The 20,208-nt window shown below is 52.5% G+C and carries 15 protein-coding genes; 8 read left to right on the forward strand and 7 right to left on the reverse strand.

What is annotated here, in order from left to right; translation table 11 throughout:
* From F4Y39_12570 to F4Y39_12595, 6 genes are all read left to right on the forward strand, one after another.
* On the forward strand, positions 1–591 hold a 591-nt coding region (locus F4Y39_12570), incomplete at its 5' end, for a type IIA DNA topoisomerase subunit B (protein MYC14554.1).
* 10 nt (positions 592–601) lie between these two features.
* Positions 602–2,503 carry a DNA topoisomerase IV subunit A gene (locus F4Y39_12575; protein MYC14555.1) on the forward strand — a complete coding sequence of 634 codons (1,902 nt, stop codon included), beginning with the start codon at positions 602–604 and terminating at the stop codon, positions 2,501–2,503.
* Between the two features lie 17 nt (positions 2,504–2,520).
* Positions 2,521–3,852, forward strand: coding sequence for an aminotransferase class III-fold pyridoxal phosphate-dependent enzyme (locus F4Y39_12580; GenBank protein ID MYC14556.1), 1,332 nt, complete (start codon positions 2,521–2,523; stop codon positions 3,850–3,852).
* Between the two features lie 59 nt (positions 3,853–3,911).
* Positions 3,912–5,453, forward strand: a complete 1,542-nt coding sequence (locus F4Y39_12585) for a sodium:solute symporter family protein (GenBank protein ID MYC14557.1) — start codon at positions 3,912–3,914, stop codon at positions 5,451–5,453.
* Positions 5,454–5,457: 4 nt separating this feature from the next.
* Positions 5,458–5,637 carry a hypothetical protein gene (locus F4Y39_12590; GenBank protein MYC14558.1) on the forward strand — a complete coding sequence of 60 codons (180 nt, stop codon included), beginning with the start codon at positions 5,458–5,460 and terminating at the stop codon, positions 5,635–5,637.
* A gap of 47 nt (positions 5,638–5,684) precedes the next feature.
* Positions 5,685–6,164, forward strand: a complete 480-nt coding sequence (locus F4Y39_12595) for an 8-oxo-dGTP diphosphatase (protein ID MYC14559.1) — start codon at positions 5,685–5,687, stop codon at positions 6,162–6,164.
* Between the two features lie 212 nt (positions 6,165–6,376).
* Here the strand turns inward: F4Y39_12595 and F4Y39_12600 are convergent, their stop codons facing one another.
* Positions 6,377–7,192 (reverse strand): phytanoyl-CoA dioxygenase family protein, encoded by an 816-nt coding sequence (locus tag F4Y39_12600; GenBank protein ID MYC14560.1) that lies wholly within the window; start codon positions 7,190–7,192, stop codon positions 6,377–6,379.
* A 200-nt stretch (positions 7,193–7,392) separates the two neighbouring features.
* On the opposite strand from F4Y39_12600, the gene F4Y39_12605 reads away from it, so the two are divergent.
* Both F4Y39_12605 and F4Y39_12610 read left to right on the forward strand, forming a co-directional pair.
* The gene (locus F4Y39_12605) at positions 7,393–8,250 is read left to right on the forward strand and encodes a sugar phosphate isomerase/epimerase (GenBank protein MYC14561.1); all 858 of its coding nucleotides are present in this window, start codon (positions 7,393–7,395) and stop codon (positions 8,248–8,250) included.
* A 13-nt stretch (positions 8,251–8,263) separates the two neighbouring features.
* Entirely contained in the window at positions 8,264–9,580 is a 1,317-nt protein-coding gene (locus tag F4Y39_12610; GenBank protein MYC14562.1) for a hypothetical protein, read from the forward strand.
* Between the two features lie 3 nt (positions 9,581–9,583).
* Here the strand turns inward: F4Y39_12610 and F4Y39_12615 are convergent, their stop codons facing one another.
* The 6 genes from F4Y39_12615 to F4Y39_12640 all read right to left on the reverse strand — a co-directional run bounded on the left by F4Y39_12615 (position 9,584) and on the right by F4Y39_12640 (position 20,156).
* Complete coding sequence (locus F4Y39_12615) at positions 9,584–10,675, reverse strand: hypothetical protein (GenBank protein ID MYC14563.1); 1,092 nt, start codon at positions 10,673–10,675, stop codon at positions 9,584–9,586.
* A 108-nt stretch (positions 10,676–10,783) separates the two neighbouring features.
* Positions 10,784–12,277: a glutamate synthase subunit beta gene (locus F4Y39_12620; protein ID MYC14564.1), complete on the reverse strand. Its 1,494-nt coding sequence runs from the start codon at positions 12,275–12,277 to the stop codon at positions 10,784–10,786.
* Between the two features lie 14 nt (positions 12,278–12,291).
* On the reverse strand, positions 12,292–16,866 hold the full coding sequence (gltB, locus tag F4Y39_12625; GenBank protein MYC14565.1) for a glutamate synthase large subunit: 4,575 nt from the start codon (positions 16,864–16,866) through the stop codon (positions 12,292–12,294).
* An 86-nt stretch (positions 16,867–16,952) separates the two neighbouring features.
* Entirely contained in the window at positions 16,953–17,216 is a 264-nt protein-coding gene (locus F4Y39_12630; GenBank protein MYC14566.1) for a ferredoxin family protein, read from the reverse strand.
* A 138-nt stretch (positions 17,217–17,354) separates the two neighbouring features.
* Positions 17,355–17,918 carry a hypothetical protein gene (locus F4Y39_12635; protein MYC14567.1) on the reverse strand — a complete coding sequence of 188 codons (564 nt, stop codon included), beginning with the start codon at positions 17,916–17,918 and terminating at the stop codon, positions 17,355–17,357.
* Between the two features lie 9 nt (positions 17,919–17,927).
* A complete protein-coding gene (locus tag F4Y39_12640) occupies positions 17,928–20,156 on the reverse strand; it encodes a nitrite/sulfite reductase (GenBank protein MYC14568.1) in 2,229 nt (742 codons plus the stop codon).
* Positions 20,157–20,208: the final 52 nt, after the last annotated feature.

The raw sequence follows: 20,208 nt of genomic DNA on the forward strand, positions 1-20,208 counted from the left end.
ACCGAAGGTCCATCTGCTGCCGGGTCTATGGTTGCCGCCCGCGATGTGGAGACTCAGGCTATTTTCGGTCTGAAGGGCGTGCCTCTCAATGTATTTGGAAAAACAAAAGCCGCGATTTACAAGAATGAAGAACTCTACAATCTCATGACGGCTTTGGGCATTGAAGACAGCGTTGAGAATCTCCGTTTCAACAATGTGGTCATTGCCACTGATGCCGATTACGATGGTTTCCACATCCGCAATTTGCTGATGACTTTTTTCCTCAATTATTTCGAAGAACTCGTTACTTCTGGTCATGTCTATATTCTGGAGACGCCGATTTTTCGCGTGCGGAATAGCCGCGAAACGCGCTATTGTTATAGCGAGAAAGAACGCAATCAGGCTGTTGCCGATTTGCGAAATCCCGAGGTCACGCGCTTCAAGGGATTGGGAGAGATTTCACCCGGTGAATTTGGACAATTCATCGGAGAGGATATGCGCCTGATCAAGGTCGGCGTGCGCGCTCTTGCCGAGGTTCCAACTACCCTCGAATTTTACATGGGAAAGAATACGCCCGATCGCAGAGATTATATTGTGGAGCATTTGATTTAGAGGATTGAAAATGGCTTATATCGACAAGTTATTTGATCAGTATTTTTTAGAACACGCTTCTTATGTTGTGAAAGATAGGGCGATTCCCGACATTGACGATGGTCTCAAGCCCGTACAGCGCCGCATTTTACACGCGCTCAAAGAGCAGGACGATGGGAAGTTTCACAAGGTCGCCAATGTCGTGGGGCAGACGATGAAATACCATCCCCACGGCGATCAGTCGATTTACGGCTCGCTGGTTCATCTGGCGAACAAAGATATGTTCATCGACAAACAGGGTAATTTTGGCAATATTTATACCGGCGATGAAGCCTCGGCTGCGCGCTATATCGAATGCCGATTGACCCCGCTCGCCAAAGATGTGCTCTTTAATCCGGAAATTACCGAATACATTGAGTCCTACGATGGTCGCAATAACGAACCCGTTGTTTTTCCGGCGAAGATTCCCGTGCTGCTCGCGCAGGGTACCGAAGGTATTGCGCCGGGTATGACCACACGGGTGTTGTCCCACAATTTGATCGAATTGTTGCAGGGACAAATTGCCTATCTTCAGGGGGAGGATTTTCAGGTCTTTCCCGATTTTGCGACGGGTGGTTTTGTCGATGTCACCGAATATGCAGACGGCAATGGCAAAGTGCTCGTGCGTGCCAAACTCGATACCAAAAATTCCAAGCGCATTGTCGTGCGCGAATTACCTTTTGGCGCTACGTCAGAGTCTCTCATCGCTTCGATTGAAGGTGCAGCCCGAAAAAACAAACTCAAAATCGCGGGTATTAGCGATTATACAGGTGAGGAAGTCGAAATTGAAATTCGTCTTGCCCGGGGTGTGCATACCAAGGATACGGTGGATGCGCTTTACGCTTTTACCGACTGCGAGCAATCGATCAGTGTCAGTGCTCTCGTTATCAAGGACAATCGCCCCCATATCGCCACGGTGAGCGATATTCTCAAACACAATGCCGACCGATTGGTCGATATTCTCACGGCAGAGCTTAAAATTGAGCAGCGTCAGGTGCGGGACAGGTTGCACGCCAAAACCCTCGAACAAATTTTTATCGAGAATCGCGTTTACAAGGCAATTGAGGATGTCGCCGATTCCAGTGCGATCCACGAGGCGATACGCACGGGTCTCGAGCCTTTTTTCATTTCAATCAGACGCAAGGTCACATCAGAAGACCTCGATACACTTTTGCAAATTCCCATTCGGCGCATTTCGCTGTACGATATCACCAGAGCGAAAAGAGAGATGCGCGAGATGCGCGCGAGGCTCAGAGAGATCAAGACCAATCTCGACAATATCACGGGCTTTACCATTGATTTTCTGGAATATCTGATTGATGAATACAAAGACAAGTACCCCCGACGTACTGAGGTCACTTCTTTTGATCAGGTGGATGCACGCGAAGTGGCACAGCGCAATCTCAAGTTGCGCTATGATAAGAAGACGGGTTATCTCGGTTATGATGTCAATGGTAGCACGCTTATGGATGTGTCGCAATACGACCGCGTGCTCGTGATTCGAAAAAATGGCACTTATTCTCTGCACGAAGCACCCGATCGACTCTTTGTGGATAAGGGTATGCTATTTTGCGATTTTGTCGATTCCGAACGGGTGTACACGGTTGTTTACCGGGATAAGAAGACCAATTATCCCTGTATTAAACGCTGTAAGCTCGACACATTTATCCTGAATAGGGGGTATGAACTCGTGCCTTCGGGATGCCGATTGCTCAAGCTCACAATCGACCGCGATGTCGAGGCTCACGTATCCTATAAACCCAAACCCCGCGTGCGTATTCTCAATGAAGAATTTGCGATCGAAGACTATGCGGTTCGCGGCAAGACCGCCAAAGGCATGCGCCTATCAGCGCGCGAGGTTAAAAGCGCCAAATTTGTAAAGCCTAAAGTTTGAAAAGTGGGAGAACCTCAATGAGCAGTGCTGTTTCTATTGATTTGCGCGAAGTTCGAAAGCAGGATTTGAATCACGTATGGCATCCTTTGATGCAATATGAGGGTAAGAGCGAAAATGATTTGCTCGTTATTGTGTCGGCGGATGGGTGTGAGATCACGGATTCGGATGGGAAAACGTATCTCGATGCGTATGGCGGGATATGGAATGTCAATGTGGGGTATGGTCGGGATGAGATTGTCGAAGCTGTGTATGAACAGATGAAAACACTCCCGTTCTATCCCATGACGCAGATCAATGTGCCCGCGGCGCAACTCGCTGGTCGGTTGGCGGAATTGTCACCGGGCGATCTCAACCATTTCTTTTTTGTGAATAGCGGTTCAGAGGCTAATGAAACCGCTATTAAAGTTGCGCGACAATACGGCCGGGCGACGCATCCGGGCGAGAGTCGTTTTAAAATTATCTGCCGGTATAAGGGCTATCACGGCTTTACGATGGGGGCTATGTCTGCGACCGGTCAGGTGAGGCGACGCGCGCCGTTTGAGCCCCTGGCGCCGGGATTTATCCACGTTGAATTGCCCACTGCCGATGCCCACGGAGCGGATGAGATCGCGCGGGTTATCGAACGCGAGGGTCCTGATACGGTCGCTGCTGTGCTTGCAGAACCCGTTGTTGGTGGGGGTGGTGTGCATGTTCCGCCAGATGATTATTTTCCCGCTTTGCGCGATGTATGCGACCACTATGGTTGTTTGCTGATGTTTGACGAGGTGATCACTGGTTTTGGGCGAACAGGGAAATTGTTTGCTGCCGAGCACTGGGGGGTTGTGCCCGATGTGATGACGATTGCCAAGGGCGTGTCGAGTGGGTACCTGCCGCTGGGTGCATGTGCTGTTACCGAAAAGGTCTGGTCGGCATTTTTGGGAGGGGCGGATGAGGGAAAAGAATTTGCTCAGGTTTCCACGTATGGCGGGCATCCGGCATGCTGTGCTGCGGCGCTGGCAAATATCGAAATTCTGACCCGGGAACGGCTGTGGGAAAATTCGGAGACTGTGGGTGCGTACTTGTTGGCGCGGCTCAAAGATATGTCATCGCCTTTGATCAAAGAAGTTAGAGGTCTGGGTCTTATGCTCGCGGTTGAGCTTCAAAGCGAGGATGGATCGGAACTGGACAGAGAGAGGACAAACAAGTTTGGCAGTGCGCTTCGAGATGCGGGTGTGATTACCGGGAAGATGAGTCATGTTATGGTCGGATCTGAGCCTGTTTTTACACTGGCACCCCCTCTGATTCTTACGGAGGAGCAAGCCGACCGAATAGCAGGTGCGTTTGTGACTGCGTTGCGGGCTATAAGCTAAGTTGATAAATTCGCGGGTTGTTTAGATTTTTTGCCCCTGCGATCACCACCGGAGTACGCATGCACCTGAGTTGGATTGACTATGCCATCGTTCTCGTCTATGTCGGTGGCACTATCGTCGCCGGGACGTTGGCGCGAGGTGCCATCAAGGGCATCTCCGACTTCCTCGTCGCTGGCCGCGGTCTCAAAATCCACATGGCCGTCGCCACTATGGTCTCAACCGGTCTCGGGCTGGTTACGGTCATGTACATGGCCGAGGAGGGCTTTAAATACGGCTTTGTGCCCTTCGTCTTTGGCCTCATGGCGCTAATTACCACCGTGATCATCGGCCGCACTGGCTTCATCGTCAGCCGCCTGCGTCATTTGCAGGTGATGACCGTGCCCGAATTCTACGAACTCAAGTACACGCGCGGCGTGCGCCTGCTCGGCGGCATCATCCTCACCCTCGCTGGCACCCTCAACATGGGACTCTTTCCCATCCTCGGCAGCAAGTTTGTCGTCGGCTTCACCGGCCTCGACAAGGAATACGTCAACTACGTCATGATCGGCATGTTGCTCATCGTCGTCTTCTACACGCTGATGGGCGGCATGGTCTCGGTGGTGCTGACGGACTTCGCTCAGTTCGTGTTGCTGGCGCTGGGGTTTTTCTTCGGCACGTATGTCATTCTCAATCATCCGCACCTCGGCTGGGACAACCTCGTCCAAGCCGTGCAAATCCACAAAGGTGATATCGGCTTTGACCCCATAGCCAATCCCGGCTACGGCATCTCAATGATCTTATTTCTATTCTGCGTCGGCCTGGTCGGCGTGGTCTGGCAACCCGAAATGATGCGGCCGCTGAGTGCCGAAAGCTCCAAGGTGGCCCGCCGCGTGTTCTGGATTTCTTCTGCCACAGTCATGGGGCGGGCGATGGTGCCGATGTTTTGGGGCATCGCGGCACTGGCCTATTTTGGCAACCCCGAACTCGACCCCCACTACGCCATGCCCGAAATGCTCGGCAAAATCCTGCCTCTGGGCATCGCTGGCCTGCTCATGGCCGGGATGTTCGCGGCCTTTATGTCCACCCACGACAGCTATCTGCTGGCCTGGAGTGGCGTCATCGTCCGCGATGTGGTCTCGCCGATCAAGGCCATGCTCGCAAAATCGAGCGGCGAGCGCGAAGCAGACGGAACCTGGGGCGGGCTATCGAGCGAGCGCGAGATCTACTGGACCCGGGCTATCGTCGTCATCCTCGCGGCCTTCTTGGCCATTTTCGGCGCGCTCTACCAGCTTCCCGAGACGGCCTTCCGCTTTATGTACGTCACCGGCAGTATCTACTTCTCCGGCTGCGTCGGCACCGTGGCCCTGGGACTGTACTGGAAAAAGGCCAATACTCCAGGTGCGTACTGTGCCCTGATCCTGGGTGCGCTGGTGCCGCTCAACTTCCTGATTATGACCGAAAACCAGCACCTGGTGCCCGAGTTTTTGTTGCCACTGGTCGAAAACTCCAACCTCGTCGGGATTACCAGCCTGGCCCTGGGCGGCCTCGCCATGCTGGTCGTTGCCTCGCTCACGCAGCGCTCGCACCCGCCGCGTCTTTTAGACTTTAGCAACATGGAGTAGTGCAATGGATGTCGAAACCTGGAAAGTCTTCTGGCAATTCGTCTTTATCGCCGCTAGCGTCCTCTTTTACGGCATTGTCATCGCCGTCGCCTGCAAGGGCTTTGGCGATGTGATCCAGATGATCCGCAACATGGCTGCTGGCCGCGGGGCCAGCGAATCCGCCTCAGACTCCCAGCACGAGTGACGCAGCGCATATACTGGCGTTGCGCTAATTCAATCAAGGAAACCGCGATGATCAATGCGACCTTATGCTATGTCAAAAATGGCAATAAAACGCTGATGCTGCACCGAGTGAAAAAGGAAAATGACATACACGAGGGCAAATGGAATGGTCTGGGTGGCAAGATGGAAGCGGGCGAGACGCCTGAGGACTGCGTTATCCGAGAAGTGCGCGAAGAGAGTGGCTTGCAGATTCAAAATCCCGCTTTAAGAGGTGTGCTCACGTTTCCAAAATTTGATGGGATTAATGACTGGTTGGCGTTTGTGTTTACTGCGGAGAGATTCACGGGTGAGTTGATCGATTCGAGTGAAGGTATCCTGAAATGGATTGACGACTCAGAACTGCTCGATCTCAATCTTTGGGAAGGCGACAAAATTTTTCTGAAGTGGTTACACCAGGATGCGTTTTTTTCAGGGAAATTTACGTATGAAAACAAACGGTTGATCGCTCACGATGTCGTGTTTCACACGCTGTCTGGATCTGTGCCATGAACGAAAAAGCCGAAGCGATTAAAAAGCGATACCGGTATCGCCGCCTTATTCTCACGGGCAAAATCGACTTATCCAGACACGCGGCAGTCAAATTTATCGGCGCAGATACGGCGTATCACCTGTATGCCCGTGCAACGCCTCGGTCTCGTGCGGCAGAGAAAAGCGCGTGATGCGATGGTCTTATCAGAGCTTCAGCTTTGGGAGTATGTCAATTAACCGGCAGATCCATACCGAATCTCGTGATAATCTCGATCACTCGTAATCGGAACGGGTTTCCCTTCCAGAAATGCCCACTTTCCCACATCACACGCCGAAGCGCGAACAAATCCATTGATATACGAACGCCGCGGCTTATCCGTCGTATTTGGTGACGAGCCGTGAACCGTATAAGACGTGAACATCACCACATCACCCGGCATTGCCTCACAGGGAACAGCCGACGACACATCCACCTGATCTTCAACCTCTCCTTTTGCATACCGCGTCACCTTCAAATTTCCCAACTTGTGGCTGCCGGGCACAACGTGTAAACAGCCATTGGCAATCGTTGCCTCATCCACCACAATAATGGTCTGCACATAATTGTTCACCTGATCGCGAAACGCAGGCGTAGGGCGGATATCCTGATGCCATGGAAAGTGAATATCTCCCCCAGGCATCTTGAAATTAATCTGATTGATATACTGCTTCAACGAAGTTCCGATCAACGGCTTTAACAGTGCGGGAAACTTCGCGCTATTCCGAATCTCCTCAAACGCAGGGTGAATGAGAGAAGGCCACTGGACTTTTCGCAGATACGGAACAGCCTTTGTGCCAACCATCGGTCTGGGCGTCTGCAAGTGAATATGCACCTCGCGGTCTTTGCCCTGAAGAATTGCATCGGGAAGATCTGTCCGCGCTGCCAGTTCGAGAATATAGTCATATCCTTCGTGCAAACGCGCAATCTCATCCCCATCAAACACGCCCCGCGCAACGTGATATCCCCGCTCCCTGAAAGCCTCGACATCTTCTTTGCTCAACGTCTTCATATCATTTTCTCCATCGTTTTAACTACCGAACAGCTCACATAAGCAGTATAATGGGTCAGTGGTCAGAAAACAAACTGGTTTTGAGATCCGACCATCGCGCCTCTATGGCCCTCAAGGCGACTCCTCAAAATCTCCCTCAAGCCCTACTGATTGGGCGATGAAACGTACGATTTTCCCATCTAAAATAAGGAATCATTCAAATGGACCTCATTATCAACTCCAAATTTTTCGATCAGTATTCCGTGCCTGAACTGGGCGAAAAAGCGATTGAATTGGGCTACGACGGCATTGACCTGTGCGTGCGTCCGGGCCATCCCATTCACGCAGACAATGTAATTGAGGCATTGCCCAAAGCAGCCGAAATCTGGCGCAGTCAGGACCTGGTCTGCCCTATGATAACCGCGCCCGTGACACTCGTAGATCCAGAATCACCGGAAATAGAAAAATACTATATCGCCTGTGCCGAAGCCGAAATCCCCCGTCTCAAAATCGGATTCTGGAAATATCAGCCCGGCGATGATTACTGGCAGGTTGTGGATACAGCGCGGAGAGATCTGGCAAAAATTGTGGTTCTGAGCGAAAAATACGGCGTGCAGACCTGCTATCAGATTCACAGCGGGCCTTGCCTGGGAAGCAACTGCGCGGGATTGATGCACCTCATCAACGGCTTTGACCCACAATACGTGGGCGCGTACCCCGATTTCGGACACCTCGCACTGGATGGAGAAGACTGGGCAATGGGATTGGCGATGATTCGGGATTATATCTCAGTCGTGGGCATTAAAGATGCGTATTATCTACCGCAACCGGAAGGTCAAACACCGCGCTATCGTCCCTGCTTCACAAAAGCTGGAGAAGGATGCGTAGATTGGCATCGTTGCTTGGGGCTATTGCACGAGATGGGATTTGATGGACCCTTATCCGTCCACACCGAATACAAATTTGACGAAACTATCATCCGTCAAGTCGGTTACGCGCAAACATCGCCTCCAAATTTGGAAGCATGGGCAAAAGAAGACGCGGATTATCTTCGGAAAATTATCGCAGACATTGCATAAAGAGAGGTTCACAATGCGTACAGCAAAAGCCGGTTGGGCGCAGTTTGATTCAACGCCGCCACTGGGGCTGCCTATGGGTGGTCGCGGTCCGCGGTTTTCACCCGGGTCTGAGGTGCTCGATCCTCTGGCCGCGCAGGCAGTTGTTATTGAGGATCAAAAGGGCTATCGCACGGTCTGGATTTCGATTGATATGATTGGGATGACATGGCATGTGACGAGTCGTTTGCGCTGTGAGTTAGCTTCAATAACCGGCATACCTTTTGAAGCGATTATTGTCAATTTTTCGCATACGCACAGCGGTCCCATGTCCGGGTTTGAGGGATATGCGACGACTGTGGCTAAACCCGCAGAACTCGAGGCTTATGAAACTGATTTGCTGTCTCGTACGGTGAAAATGGTGGTCGAAGCCATCGTGAATATGCGAGAAGTCTCTGTTTGTGTGCATCGCGGTACGTCTGAGATTGGGATTAACAGGCGCAGGCGGGGTGCCGATGGCAGTATGGGGATGAGGCCAAATCCAGATGGATATATGAATCGAGATCTCTGGGTGCTTGATCTCGTCGCGGATGATGGACGTTGTGTGCTGTTTAATTATGGATGCCATCCGGTGATGGTTTACGGTTTTGCATGGGATGGCATTTCTGCTGATTTTCCCGGGGTGTGTCGCAATCGGTTGGTCGAATCTCTCGGTCCGAATACCCACGCGCAGTTTATTCAGGGGCTTGCCGGCAATATTCGACCGCGCCGCCTCGCGGGGGCAGACGCATTTCGCAAATCCACGCCAGAGGATGTTGTTGCGACGGGTGGTCAACTTGCCGATGATGTTCTCGCGGCTATGGACTCTGGTGGTGAATTGCTGGAATTGGATCTCAATTGCGTTTCGGGATTCGCGCTGGCTCCGCGCGACCAGGATGCGATTCCATCCCTTGCCCATTGGGAAGCACTTGCCAATGGCGAGGCAGAACTCGAGCAAAATCTCGGTGCTTACTGGGTCGAGCGTTTGGGATCTGGCATACCGCCAGCGCGTTTTTTCCCCTGGGCGGTTGGTCTTATTCGCCTGGCGGGAGAACACACCATCGCGTGGCTTGGCAACGAGGTTGTTGCGGAGTGGCTCCCCTTGCTGAGAACTTATCTCAATGATCCGAATCTCATTGCCTGGGGATATTGTCAGGATGGGCGCAATTACATGCCGACAGACGCGCTTATTCCCGAGGGTGGGTACGAGGTTGATAGCGCGAATGCGTACACCAAAGCTGGTCCCGGTCCGTTTCAGATTGGTATTAACGCGGTGACAAAGAAAGCATTTCTCGAATTGGCCGGAAGGCTGTGATGGTTAGTTTTGATTAGATCGCCTGCTCCGTCCGCGACGGCGCTGTTCACGCCACCGTTCGTATGCCTCTTGGTCAAACTCGATAACGGGGATCTCACCCTGCCAGGCCTCGGCAATGATGGGCATGATGCGCTGTGTCGCCAATTGGAAATCCCGTCCAAAAGGTCTCGGGTTTGGAAACCATTTCCACAGGAGAACACCTGTGATCCGCGGTTCGTTTTCAATGGTTTCGAGCGCGACGCGCCAGCACATTTCCTGTAAGGGGCGCGCGCCGTCGTCATCCACGCGATAGGTCCACGGTTCTGATGCGGCTTTATAAGATTGGTTGTATCCCAGTTCGGTAAATACGATGTTGCGATCCATTTTTTTAGCATAAGTTCGCAGTTCTTTTACCAGACGATCCCATCCTCTGCGGAGGTCGGCCTCTGTGGGGTTCTGGTTTTTTGCAATTGGGAAATAGCCCTGAATACCGATCACATCCAGGGCGTCCCAGAATGGCACGCGCGTGTAATCCGTCCAATTCGCCGCATAGGTGATCTTCCCTTTATACACCTTTCGCACGTCTGCAATCAGGGCGCGCCATTCGCCTTCGTGATTCAGGGTTTTGTCCAGTTCTGTTCCTATGACAAATGCATCGGCGTCTTTGCAGGCTTCTGCCACAGCCAAAATCCAGGCGCGATAATCTGCCCAGAAGCGCGCCCATTCTTCCTCAGAGCGAAACGCAATTTCGCCCCGCCACTCAAATCCCGACCGCCAGTATGCCAGATGGGGCTTGATGCAAATTTTCAATCCCCGTTTGTGGGCTTCTACTATTGGTCTCGTCCAGTGTGCGGGAGCCAAATCACCGGCGCCTTCAAACCGCCTCACCCTGACCGATCCGTCCTGCGAAATGCCCGCATAGGGATGGGTCGCCACCCAGTTTGCTCCCAATATTTCAATATCTCGCAGCGTTGAAACCATTTCGTCACTCGCCCAATCTCGCCCACCCCCGTGCGTTGAAATCGTGATTCCCCGCATTGATGTATCATCGTCGAATGCATGGGGTTCAAACGCGGTTAATAAGCTGAATAATAGAATGGTGAAATAACGGAGCATGACAGACTTTCATTTAGACAAAAAAGGCGCAGTACAAACTGCGCCCTCCTGTGGTCTGATTCGTTTTTATCCTGCTCATCCTTAAATCCTGCCCATCCTGATCCGGTTTTACGGCAGATCAGTTGATCCCATGAGGTAGCGGTCTGCTTCGCGGGCAGCGCCGCGACCTTCTGCGAAGGCAAAGACAACGAGGCTCATGCCGCGGCGCACATCACCTGCGACAAAGAGGCCGGGGATTCTGGTGGTGAACTCGCCTTCGATGGCTTTGACGTTGGAGCGTTCGTCGCGTTCGAGTTCGAGTTCGTCGAGAATGGTATCTTCGGGACCGAGCCAGCCCATGGAAAGGAAAACGAGATCTGCAGGCCATTCTTTTTCCGTGCCGGGGACTTCGCGGAATGGCGCGCCGTTTTCTGCGGGTACCCATTCCACTTGCATGGTTTTTAATGCTTTGAGCGTGCCGTTTTCATCGCCTATAAATTCCGTGGTGCTGATGAGATATTCACGTGGATCTCTGCCAAAAATAGCGGCGGCTTCCTCTTGACCATAATCGGTTTTGAAAATGAGTGGCATTTGTGGCCAGGGGTTGCTGTCGGGGCGCGTTTTGGGCGGTTCGGGAATAATGTCGAACTGGTACAGACTTTTGCAGCCGTGGCGCATTGCTGTGCCCACGCAGTCGGTTCCCGTATCCCCTCCGCCGAGCACGATAACGTGTTTGTCTTTGGCGTTTATATAATTGCCGTCTTCAAGATTGGAGTCGAGCAGGCTTTTGGTGTTTTTGTGCAAATACTCAATGGCCTGATGTACGCCGTTGAGTTCGCGGCCTTTGATGGGAAGGTCGCGGGGTTTGAGTGCGCCAATGCAGAGCACGACCGCGTCGTATTCATTGAGGAGATCTTTTGCCGGCAGGTCTGTGCCAATTTCGGTATTGGTGATAAACTCGATGCCCGATTCGATCATGAGGTCAATGCGGCGTTGTACGACTTCTTTTTTGTCGAGTTTCATGTTGGGAATGCCGTACATGAGCAATCCGCCGATGCGGTCAGAGCGTTCGTACACGGTAACTTTGTGCCCGGCTTTGTTGAGTTGTGCCGCGCAAGAGAGACCTGCGGGACCTGAACCCACGACGGCCACGCGCTTGCCCGTGCGCTTGTCGGGAATATCGGGCGTGACCCAGCCTTCTTCCCAGCCTTTGTCAATGATGGAGACTTCAATATTTTTGATGGTGACGGCGGGTTCTGTCATGCCCAGCACGCAGGAACCCTCGCAAGGGGCTGGACAAACGCGACCGGTAAATTCGGGAAAGTTGTTGGTCTTGTGCAATCGCTCGAGAGCTTCTTTCCATAGGCCGCGATATACGAGATCATTCCATTCGGGAATGAGGTTGTTGATGGGACATCCAGAGGGAAAAGGCGTAGATTCGGGCAGGCGCACACCGGTATGGCAAAAGGGTATGCCACAGTCCATACACCGCGCACCCTGTTCCCGAAGTTTTTCATCGGGGTGATGATGGTGAAATTCTTTCCAGTCTGCGATGCGCTGTGCGGGGTCTCTATCGGCCGGAAGTTCTCGCTGAAATTCCATGAATCCGGTCGGTTTTCCCATAAGTACTCCTTTTCTCAAGCCTCAACTTCTACGCCGCGACGGAATGCTTCAAGCCATGCATCTTCGCCTTTCAAACCCTCTTGTTGCGCGGTTTCATAAGCTGCGAGAATGCGCTTGTAGGGTTTTGGGAAGACTTTGACAAATTTGGGCAACATGTCATCCCAATGGACGAGGATGTGTTGCGCCACGCTGCTCTCGGTGTAGTCGGCGTGCTTGGTGATCATGCTTTTGAGTTCTTCGATGTCTTCGTCGTTTTGGACGGGTTCGAGATCGACGAGTTCGGGGTTGCAGCGTATGTGGAAGTCACCGTCTTCGTCGAGCACATAAGCAATGCCACCGGACATGCCAGCGGCAAAGTTGCGCCCGGTTTTGCCCAAAATGACGGCCATCCCACCCGTCATATACTCGCAACCGTGATCGCCAATGCCTTCGACGACTGCGCTAACGCCCGAGTTTCGCACGCAGAAGCGTTCGCCTGCCTGACCGCGGATGAAGGCTTGCCCATTGGTTGCACCGTAGAAGGATACGTTGCCGATAATGATGTTGTCTTCGGCTTTGAAGGTGGATCCTTTGCGCGGATAGACAATCAGTTTGCTGCCGCACAGGCCCTTGCCAAAGTAGTCATTGGCGTCGCCTTCGAGGCGAAAGGTGATGCCCGGTGGCGTAAAGGCTGCAAAAGATTGTCCGGCCGATCCCTCAAAGGTGATGTCAATGGTGTCTTCTGGCAAGCCATCGGGTCCGAACCTGCGGGTGATTTCACTACCGAGAATAGTGCCGACCACGCGGTTGGTATTTTTGATGTCGAATTTTGCGCGCACTTTGCTACCATCTTTGAGGGCGGGTTCGCAAAGTTCGAGCAGGATCTGGTTGTCTATCGCGTTTTCGAGGCCGTGATCCTGCTCGATCTGGCAATAACGGCCAATTTCAGGATCGGCGTCTGGTTTTTCGAGAATGGGAGACAGGTCCAGATATTTTGCTTTCCAGTGATCGGTTTTTGCCTGGTGGAGCAGGTCGGTGCGACCGATGAGTTCATCGATGGTGCGCACGCCGAGTTGCGCCATTATTTCGCGCATATTCTGTGCGATAAAACGCAAGAAATTGACGACTTGGTCGGGGTCACCCATGAACTTTTTGCGCAGTTCGGGATGCTGTGTGGCCACACCCACAGGGCAGGTGTCGAGGTGGCAAACGCGCATCATGATGCAGCCCATGGCGACGAGTGCTGTGGTTGCAAATCCAAATTCTTCGGCACCGAGCAGAGCTGCAATGATCACATCGCGCCCGGTTTTGAGTTGTCCGTCGGTCTCGACAATGATGCGCGATCTCAGATTGTTGAGTACCAGGGTCTGGTGGGTTTCGGCAACGCCGAATTCCCAGGGTAGGCCGGCGTGTTTGATGCTGGTTTGCGGCGATGCGCCAGTACCGCCGTCGAGGCCTGAGATGAGTACCACATCGCCGTGGCCTTTAGACACGCCCGCTGCGACGATGCCGACATTGATTTCTGCGACGAGTTTGACGTTAATCCTGGCATGGTGGTTGGCGTTTTTGAGATCGTGAATGAGTTGCGCCAGATCTTCGATGGAGTAAATATCGTGATGCGGTGGCGGTGAAATGAGTTCTACACCCGGTGTGGAGTGACGAACTGTGGCAATCCACGGATACACTTTATTGCCGGGCAATTCGCCGCCTTCGCCAGGCTTGGCGCCCTGCGCCATTTTGATCTGCAATTCTTTGGCATTGACCAGATAATTGCTGGTGACGCCAAAGCGTCCAGAAGCCACTTGTTTGATGGCACTATTTTTGGAATCGCCATTGGGTTCGAGAGTATAACGCGCAGGATCTTCGCCGCCTTCGCCAGTGTTGCTTTTGCCACCGAGACGATTCATCGCGATGGCGAGTGCTTCATGCGCCTCTTTAGATATCGATCCATAGGACATGGCGCCGGACTTAAAGCGCCTGGTGATTGCTTCGACGGGTTCGACTTCGTCGAGGGGAATGGGTTCGTTGGCATAGTTGAAGTCCAGGAGACCGCGCAAGGTTGCCAGATTTTTGGCCTGTTGATCGATGAGGACAGAGTATTCTTTGTACACTGCGTAATCATTGGTGCGCGTAGCGTGCTGGAGCTTGTGAATCGTAAGGGGATTAAAGAGGTGATATTCCCCACCTTGCCGCCACTGAAAATGCCCGCCCACGTCGAGGGTGCTGCCGTTGACTGAAATTTGGGGATACGCATCGCGATGCCGCATCAGAGCTTCTCGGGCAATGACATCGAGGCCAATGCCGTCTATGCGGGAATCCGTCCAGGTAAAGTATTGGTCAATGACGTTTTTTGAAATGCCAACTGCTTCAAAAATTTGAGCACCCCGATAGGACTTGATGGTGGAGATGCCCATTTTTGCCATGACTTTGACTACGCCTTTGGTCGCGGATTTGACATATCCTTTGACCGCATCGCGGTAGGCGATATCGGTCAATTGCTTTTCGGCGATCATGTCGGCGAGGCTTTCATAAGCCATATAGGGATTGATCGCCTGAGCTCCGTAGCCGATGAGCAAACAGAAGTGATGCACTTCTCTGGGTTCACCTGTTTCGAGGGCAATCCCGACTTTTGTGCGTGTACCTTCGCGGATGAGGTGGTGGTGGAGACCGCTCATGGCCAGGAGTGCGGGAATGGGTGCGTGGTCTTTATCAACACCGCGGTCTGAAAGAATGAGTATGGTATAACCGTTTTCAATGGCTTTGTCGGCTTCTGCACACAATCTATGCATGGCCTTTTCGAGACCGGCTTCGCCATCGGCCACGTCAAAGAGCATGGATATGGTGGTGGCTTTGAGGCCCGGTCGGTCAACGCCGCGCAATTGCTCGAGTTCTTCATTGGTCAAAATGGGCGTATCGAGATGGATTTGCCTGCAACTTTCGGGTTCGGGAATCAACAGATTGCGCTCGGGACCAATGGTGGCATCAGCCGAGGTGATGACCTCTTCTTTAAGGGGATCGAGAGGCGGATTGGTCACCTGGGCAAAGAGCTGTTTGAAGTAGTTGTAGAGCAGGTGTGGTTTGTTGGACAATACCGCCAATGGTGCGTCGTTGCCCATTGATCCGACGGGATCGCGCCCGATTTTGGACATGGGACCAACAAAAATTTTGAGGTCTTCAAACGTGTAGCCAAAAGCCTGCTGCCGCATGAGTATTTCAGCGTGATTTGTGGGGGGTGCAATGGGCGCGACTGCGGGCAGGTTTTTGAGTGAAATGAGATGGTCGTCGAGCCATTGCTGGTAGGGGTGTTCGGAGACCATTGACTGTTTGACTTCGTCGTCGGAAATGATGCGGCCCTTTTGGGTATCGACGAGAAGGATGCGACCGGGTTGCAATCGACCTTTGTAAGCGATGCGCTCGGGTTCCAATTCGCAGACGCCCGCTTCAGAACTGAGGATGAGCAGGTCGTCTTTGGTGACGTAATAACGCGAGGGGCGCAAGCCATTGCGGTCGAGGCAGGCACCTACGATTTCGCCATCGGTAAAGCCAATAGAAGCCGGACCATCCCAGGGCTCCATAAGACAGGAATGGTATTCGTAGAAGGCGCGCCTTTCGGGGGGCATGCTCTCGTGGTTTTCCCAGGGTTCGGGAATCATCATGACGGCTGCGTGCGCCATTGAGCGGCCAGATAGAGACAGAAATTCAAAGCAGTTGTCGAAAATTGCGGAATCTGACCCGTCTTCGTAGAGGATGGGGAATATTTTTTTTATGTCGTCACCCCAAAACTCTGAAGCCAGCATGGCCTGTCGGGTTTTCATCCAGTTTTGATTTCCGCGCAGGGTGTTGATTTCGCCGTTGTGTATGAGGTAGCGATAGGGGTGCGACCGTTCCCAGGAGGGAAAGGTGTTGGTGGAAAACCGGGAATGCACGAGGACAATCGCGGCTTCCATGCGGTGATCTTGCAGGTCGGGATAAAATTCGGGTACCTGCATGGGCGTGAGCATGCCTTTGTACACAATGGTGCGCGACGACAAGCTGGGGATGTAAAAATTTTCGTCGTGCCCGGCATAGCGGATCGTATTGGTGGCGCGCTTGCGAATGACGTAGAGTTTGCGTTCGAATGCCATGAAGTTGGACAAATCGGCACTGCGACCAATGAAAATTTGCCACACAACGGGTTCACAGGATCTGGAGGTGAGGCCCAGATAGAAGTTGTCGGTGGGCACTTTGCGCCAGCCGAGGACTTCCTGCCCTTCTTCTTTGACAATATCCTCGATGATTTGACGCGTTTTTTGGCGGATAGATTGATCCTCGTGATCGGTCATAAAGATCATGCCGACACCGTAGTGACCGGGGTCTGGCAGGTCAATGCTGATTCCCTCGCAGGCGTGTTTGAAGAATTGATGTGGAATTTGCATCAAAACACCAGCGCCGTCGCCCGTGTTGTCTTCGGCACCGCGCGCGCCCCGGTGGTCGAGACAGACCAGGGATTCGAGAGCCATTTTGACGATCTGGTTGGATTTTTCACCTTTGATATTCACGACAAATCCAATACCACAGGCGTCGCGTTCGTATTTGGGGTTGTAGAGTCCGTGCTTGCGAGGATATGCCATAAAAAATGTTCCTTAATCACATGGCGCGAAAATGCCAGAACCGCGATCCGGCCCTGGCATTTGAAAACCGGTTGTTTTGTTAGAAGCTATTCAAAGGCGACTGCATTGATTTCGATGTACTCCAACCATTCGTCCGGCGTGTCTTCTTCAGCGAAGATCGCTTCAACTGGACATTCGGGTTCACAAGCTCCGCAGTCGATGCATTCTTCGGGGTGAATATAGAGCATATTGAGACGTTCATCTTCCGGCAAATCGGTTGCGTCGGGTTCGTAGATGCAGTCCACCGGACAGACTTCCACACAGGCCTTGTCCATAACATCAATGCATGGCTCTGCGATAATATAGGCCATTTTTATTTTTCCTTTCCTTTGCTATTGTTCCGACTCATCCGGCGTTGACTTTGCCAAATATACTTATTTGGTTGGCTTTGTCAAGTATTGTAAGTTAAAATTATGATTGCAGGTACACAAAAGAAGATATTTTACTTTTCAGGCCAGATTCTCGAGGAGTGTTGCAACGGACCAATCGCCCTCTGCGTGAATGTCCAGGGTGAATCGTTGCCTGGTATCTTTTCTGCGTTTGGCAATCACTGCTGAACCGTTGTAAAGCTGGTGTAAAAACGCCTGGAGATCGTCATTTATGGCGTTGTGTGTATTTTCGGTGTTGGGGGCATTGAGGCGGTCGTTGAGGATGAGTCTGAGTTCATTTCCTCGAAAAGCGACCGCTTCTTCTGCTTCAAGACGCTGGCAGATTGCACAGGTTGCACGAACCGCTGAGGACAATTGCTGCGCAAAATTACCTCCGTTGGGTTGCTTGCGGTTGTAGAGCAGGCCGCGTTTTGCGTCCGTGTCGTCAATGCTGATGTCGTATTCGTGACCGATTAGCAGGGTCACGGGACCATTGGGTACGTGACTGTAATCGGCTGCATCGAGCAGCACATCGGATCCATTGTGTGCTGAAATCCAGTTGTTGAAGGTTTTGAACCAGGTCTCAGGCGCGATATTGTGCCCCTGATCGAGATAAAATTTGACGCTGATTTTATGGGTTGGCATAATTACCTTTCAAACCACATTCATTTGACCATAACAGGCATAGGCTTCTTCGATGAAGAGTTGGGCTTCTTCGACGACCTGATGGGCAATGTCGCGGGTGTATTCGGCGACTTCCTCTTCGTGAACGCGGAAGAGATAATTGGCAAATTTTGCGCCGGCAAACTGGTTGTAGAACAACTCGGTATCGCAAAAGCGCGTGCGAAATTCTTCGACGATGACATCGGCATCTTCTGGTACGTCGAGAAACTGCGTTTTGACCAGTGCTTTGGCGGCGTGCAACATCGCGCCGAAAGCCGTTTTGTACGCGGCTTCGTAGTCGCCTTCCTCCAGGTAAATCTGCGATTCAAAGGATTCGGTTTCGCAGCCGGATAGTTCAAATTGCACCAGTGAAACCACTTCGCCAGCGCATTCGCCTTTGCCCATATCGCCGATGGTAAATTCGCGTGTATCGCCCCAGTCCGTATAGTAGGAGGGGTCTATTTCGTGCATGGGAACCTGCGTGAGGCCCTGAAGCAGGTCTTTGACGTCTTTTTTTCCGATACGCTGAATATAGGCCTGGAAGCTTTCGTCTTTTTCGCGGTTTTCAACATAATTGTCGGTGATGCGTTCGATGACGGCCGGAATATTTTTGGAGGGAATAGCGCCCATGGCCAGGCCGTAAGAGGCCGCATTTTCGGTCCATTGTCCGCCGAGTACGACCTGGAAGTGCGGTACGGTATAGCCATTGATTTTTCGGCTGTTGCCGTAAAACCCGAGATCGGCTACGTGGTGTTGCCCGCAGGAATTAAAACACCCGCTGATTTTGATGCGGAAGTTTTTGATGGCGTCGTCGAGTTGGAGATTCTGTTGCGCCAATTGCGTGCGCAACTCCGCAGCGAGACCGCGCGATGAGGAAATGCCCAGTTTGCAGGTGTCGGTGCCCGGGCAGGCGGTGACATCGACGATGGTACCAGCCCCTGGTTCAGCTAATTCCAGTTCACAAAGGTCATTGTAGAGCGAAACGACATCGGATTCGCTGACCCATCGAAGGATGATGTTTTGCTCGACGGTGGCGCGAATGGTGTCTTTGACGTATTTGCGCGCGATATCGGCGAGGTTTCGCATCTGGTCGGATGTGATATCTCCCAGAGGCAGACATATTGTTGCGACCACATAGCCTTCTTGCCGTTGTTTGTAGATGTTGGTTTCCGCCCAGGCATCAAATGCTTCGGGGCGCGCAACCCCATTGAGGGGAGCAGCGATTTTAAGGGGTTCTTCTACGTAGCTGTCCAGGTTGTCGAGATAGGCTGTCCACGCGGGGTCTTCGGGCAGGATTTTGCGTTCTTCTTCGACCAGGCGACTAAATTCTTCAATGCCGAGCTTGGCGACGAGGAATTTGATGCGCGCACGGGCGCGATTTGTTTTTTCACCCAGGCGGGCAAACACGCGGCATATTGCCTGCGCTGTGGGCAAAAGCTCTTCGGGAGGCAGAAATTCCGAGTAGAGTTTGGCCTGGTGGGGCACGGCTCCCAAGCCGCCGCCGACGTAGGTTTCGAACCCGCGTTTGCCGTCTTTGATGCGCGCGATCATGCCCATGTCGTGCATGCTGGTCAAACCGCATGCTTCCTGGGCGCATCCGGAAAAGGCGATTTTGAATTTGCGACCAAAGTCCTGGCAGTCGGGGTGCCCTAGGAGGAAGTTGGCGAGGGCATGAGAATACGGCGTGACATCAAATGTTTCGGTGTGACACACGCCCGAGAGCGGACAGGCCGTGACATTGCGGATGGAGTTTCCGCAGGCTTCGCGGGTGGTAATGCCCACGGCGGCGAGGCGGCGCATGAGATCGGGTGTGTCTTCGATGTGTACGTAGTGAATTTGAATATCCTGGCGCGTGGTGATGTGCAATATACCGTCAGAATATTCTTCGGCTATATCGGCCAATACATCCATTTGATCGGTGGTAAGACCGCCATAAGGGATTTTGATGCGCTGCATACCCGGCGCATCCCAGACCGTGTCCGGCCCTTTGAGAAGATCGCCGCTGGGATATTGGAGTGGTTTGGTTACCTGGCCGTCAAAGCGTTGTCCATTGTCGTATCGCTGGCCGTAAACACCGCGGCGAAGACGGGTTTCGGCAAAGACGCGGTCGTCAATTTGTCCCTGTTTTTTTTGTTCGATCTGCGCTTCAAATGTATCGATTTCAGCACTTAGATCTTCCGGGATCAAATCGCGCAATTCTTCTTTCCAATTTGTGGCCATGATATATCACCTGTAGTTAGGAGATTTTTGGTTGAGCACGATCAAAAATGAA

The sequence above is a fragment of the Gemmatimonadota bacterium genome, assembly GCA_009838845.1.
GTDB lineage: Bacteria > Latescibacterota > UBA2968 > UBA2968 > UBA2968 > VXRD01.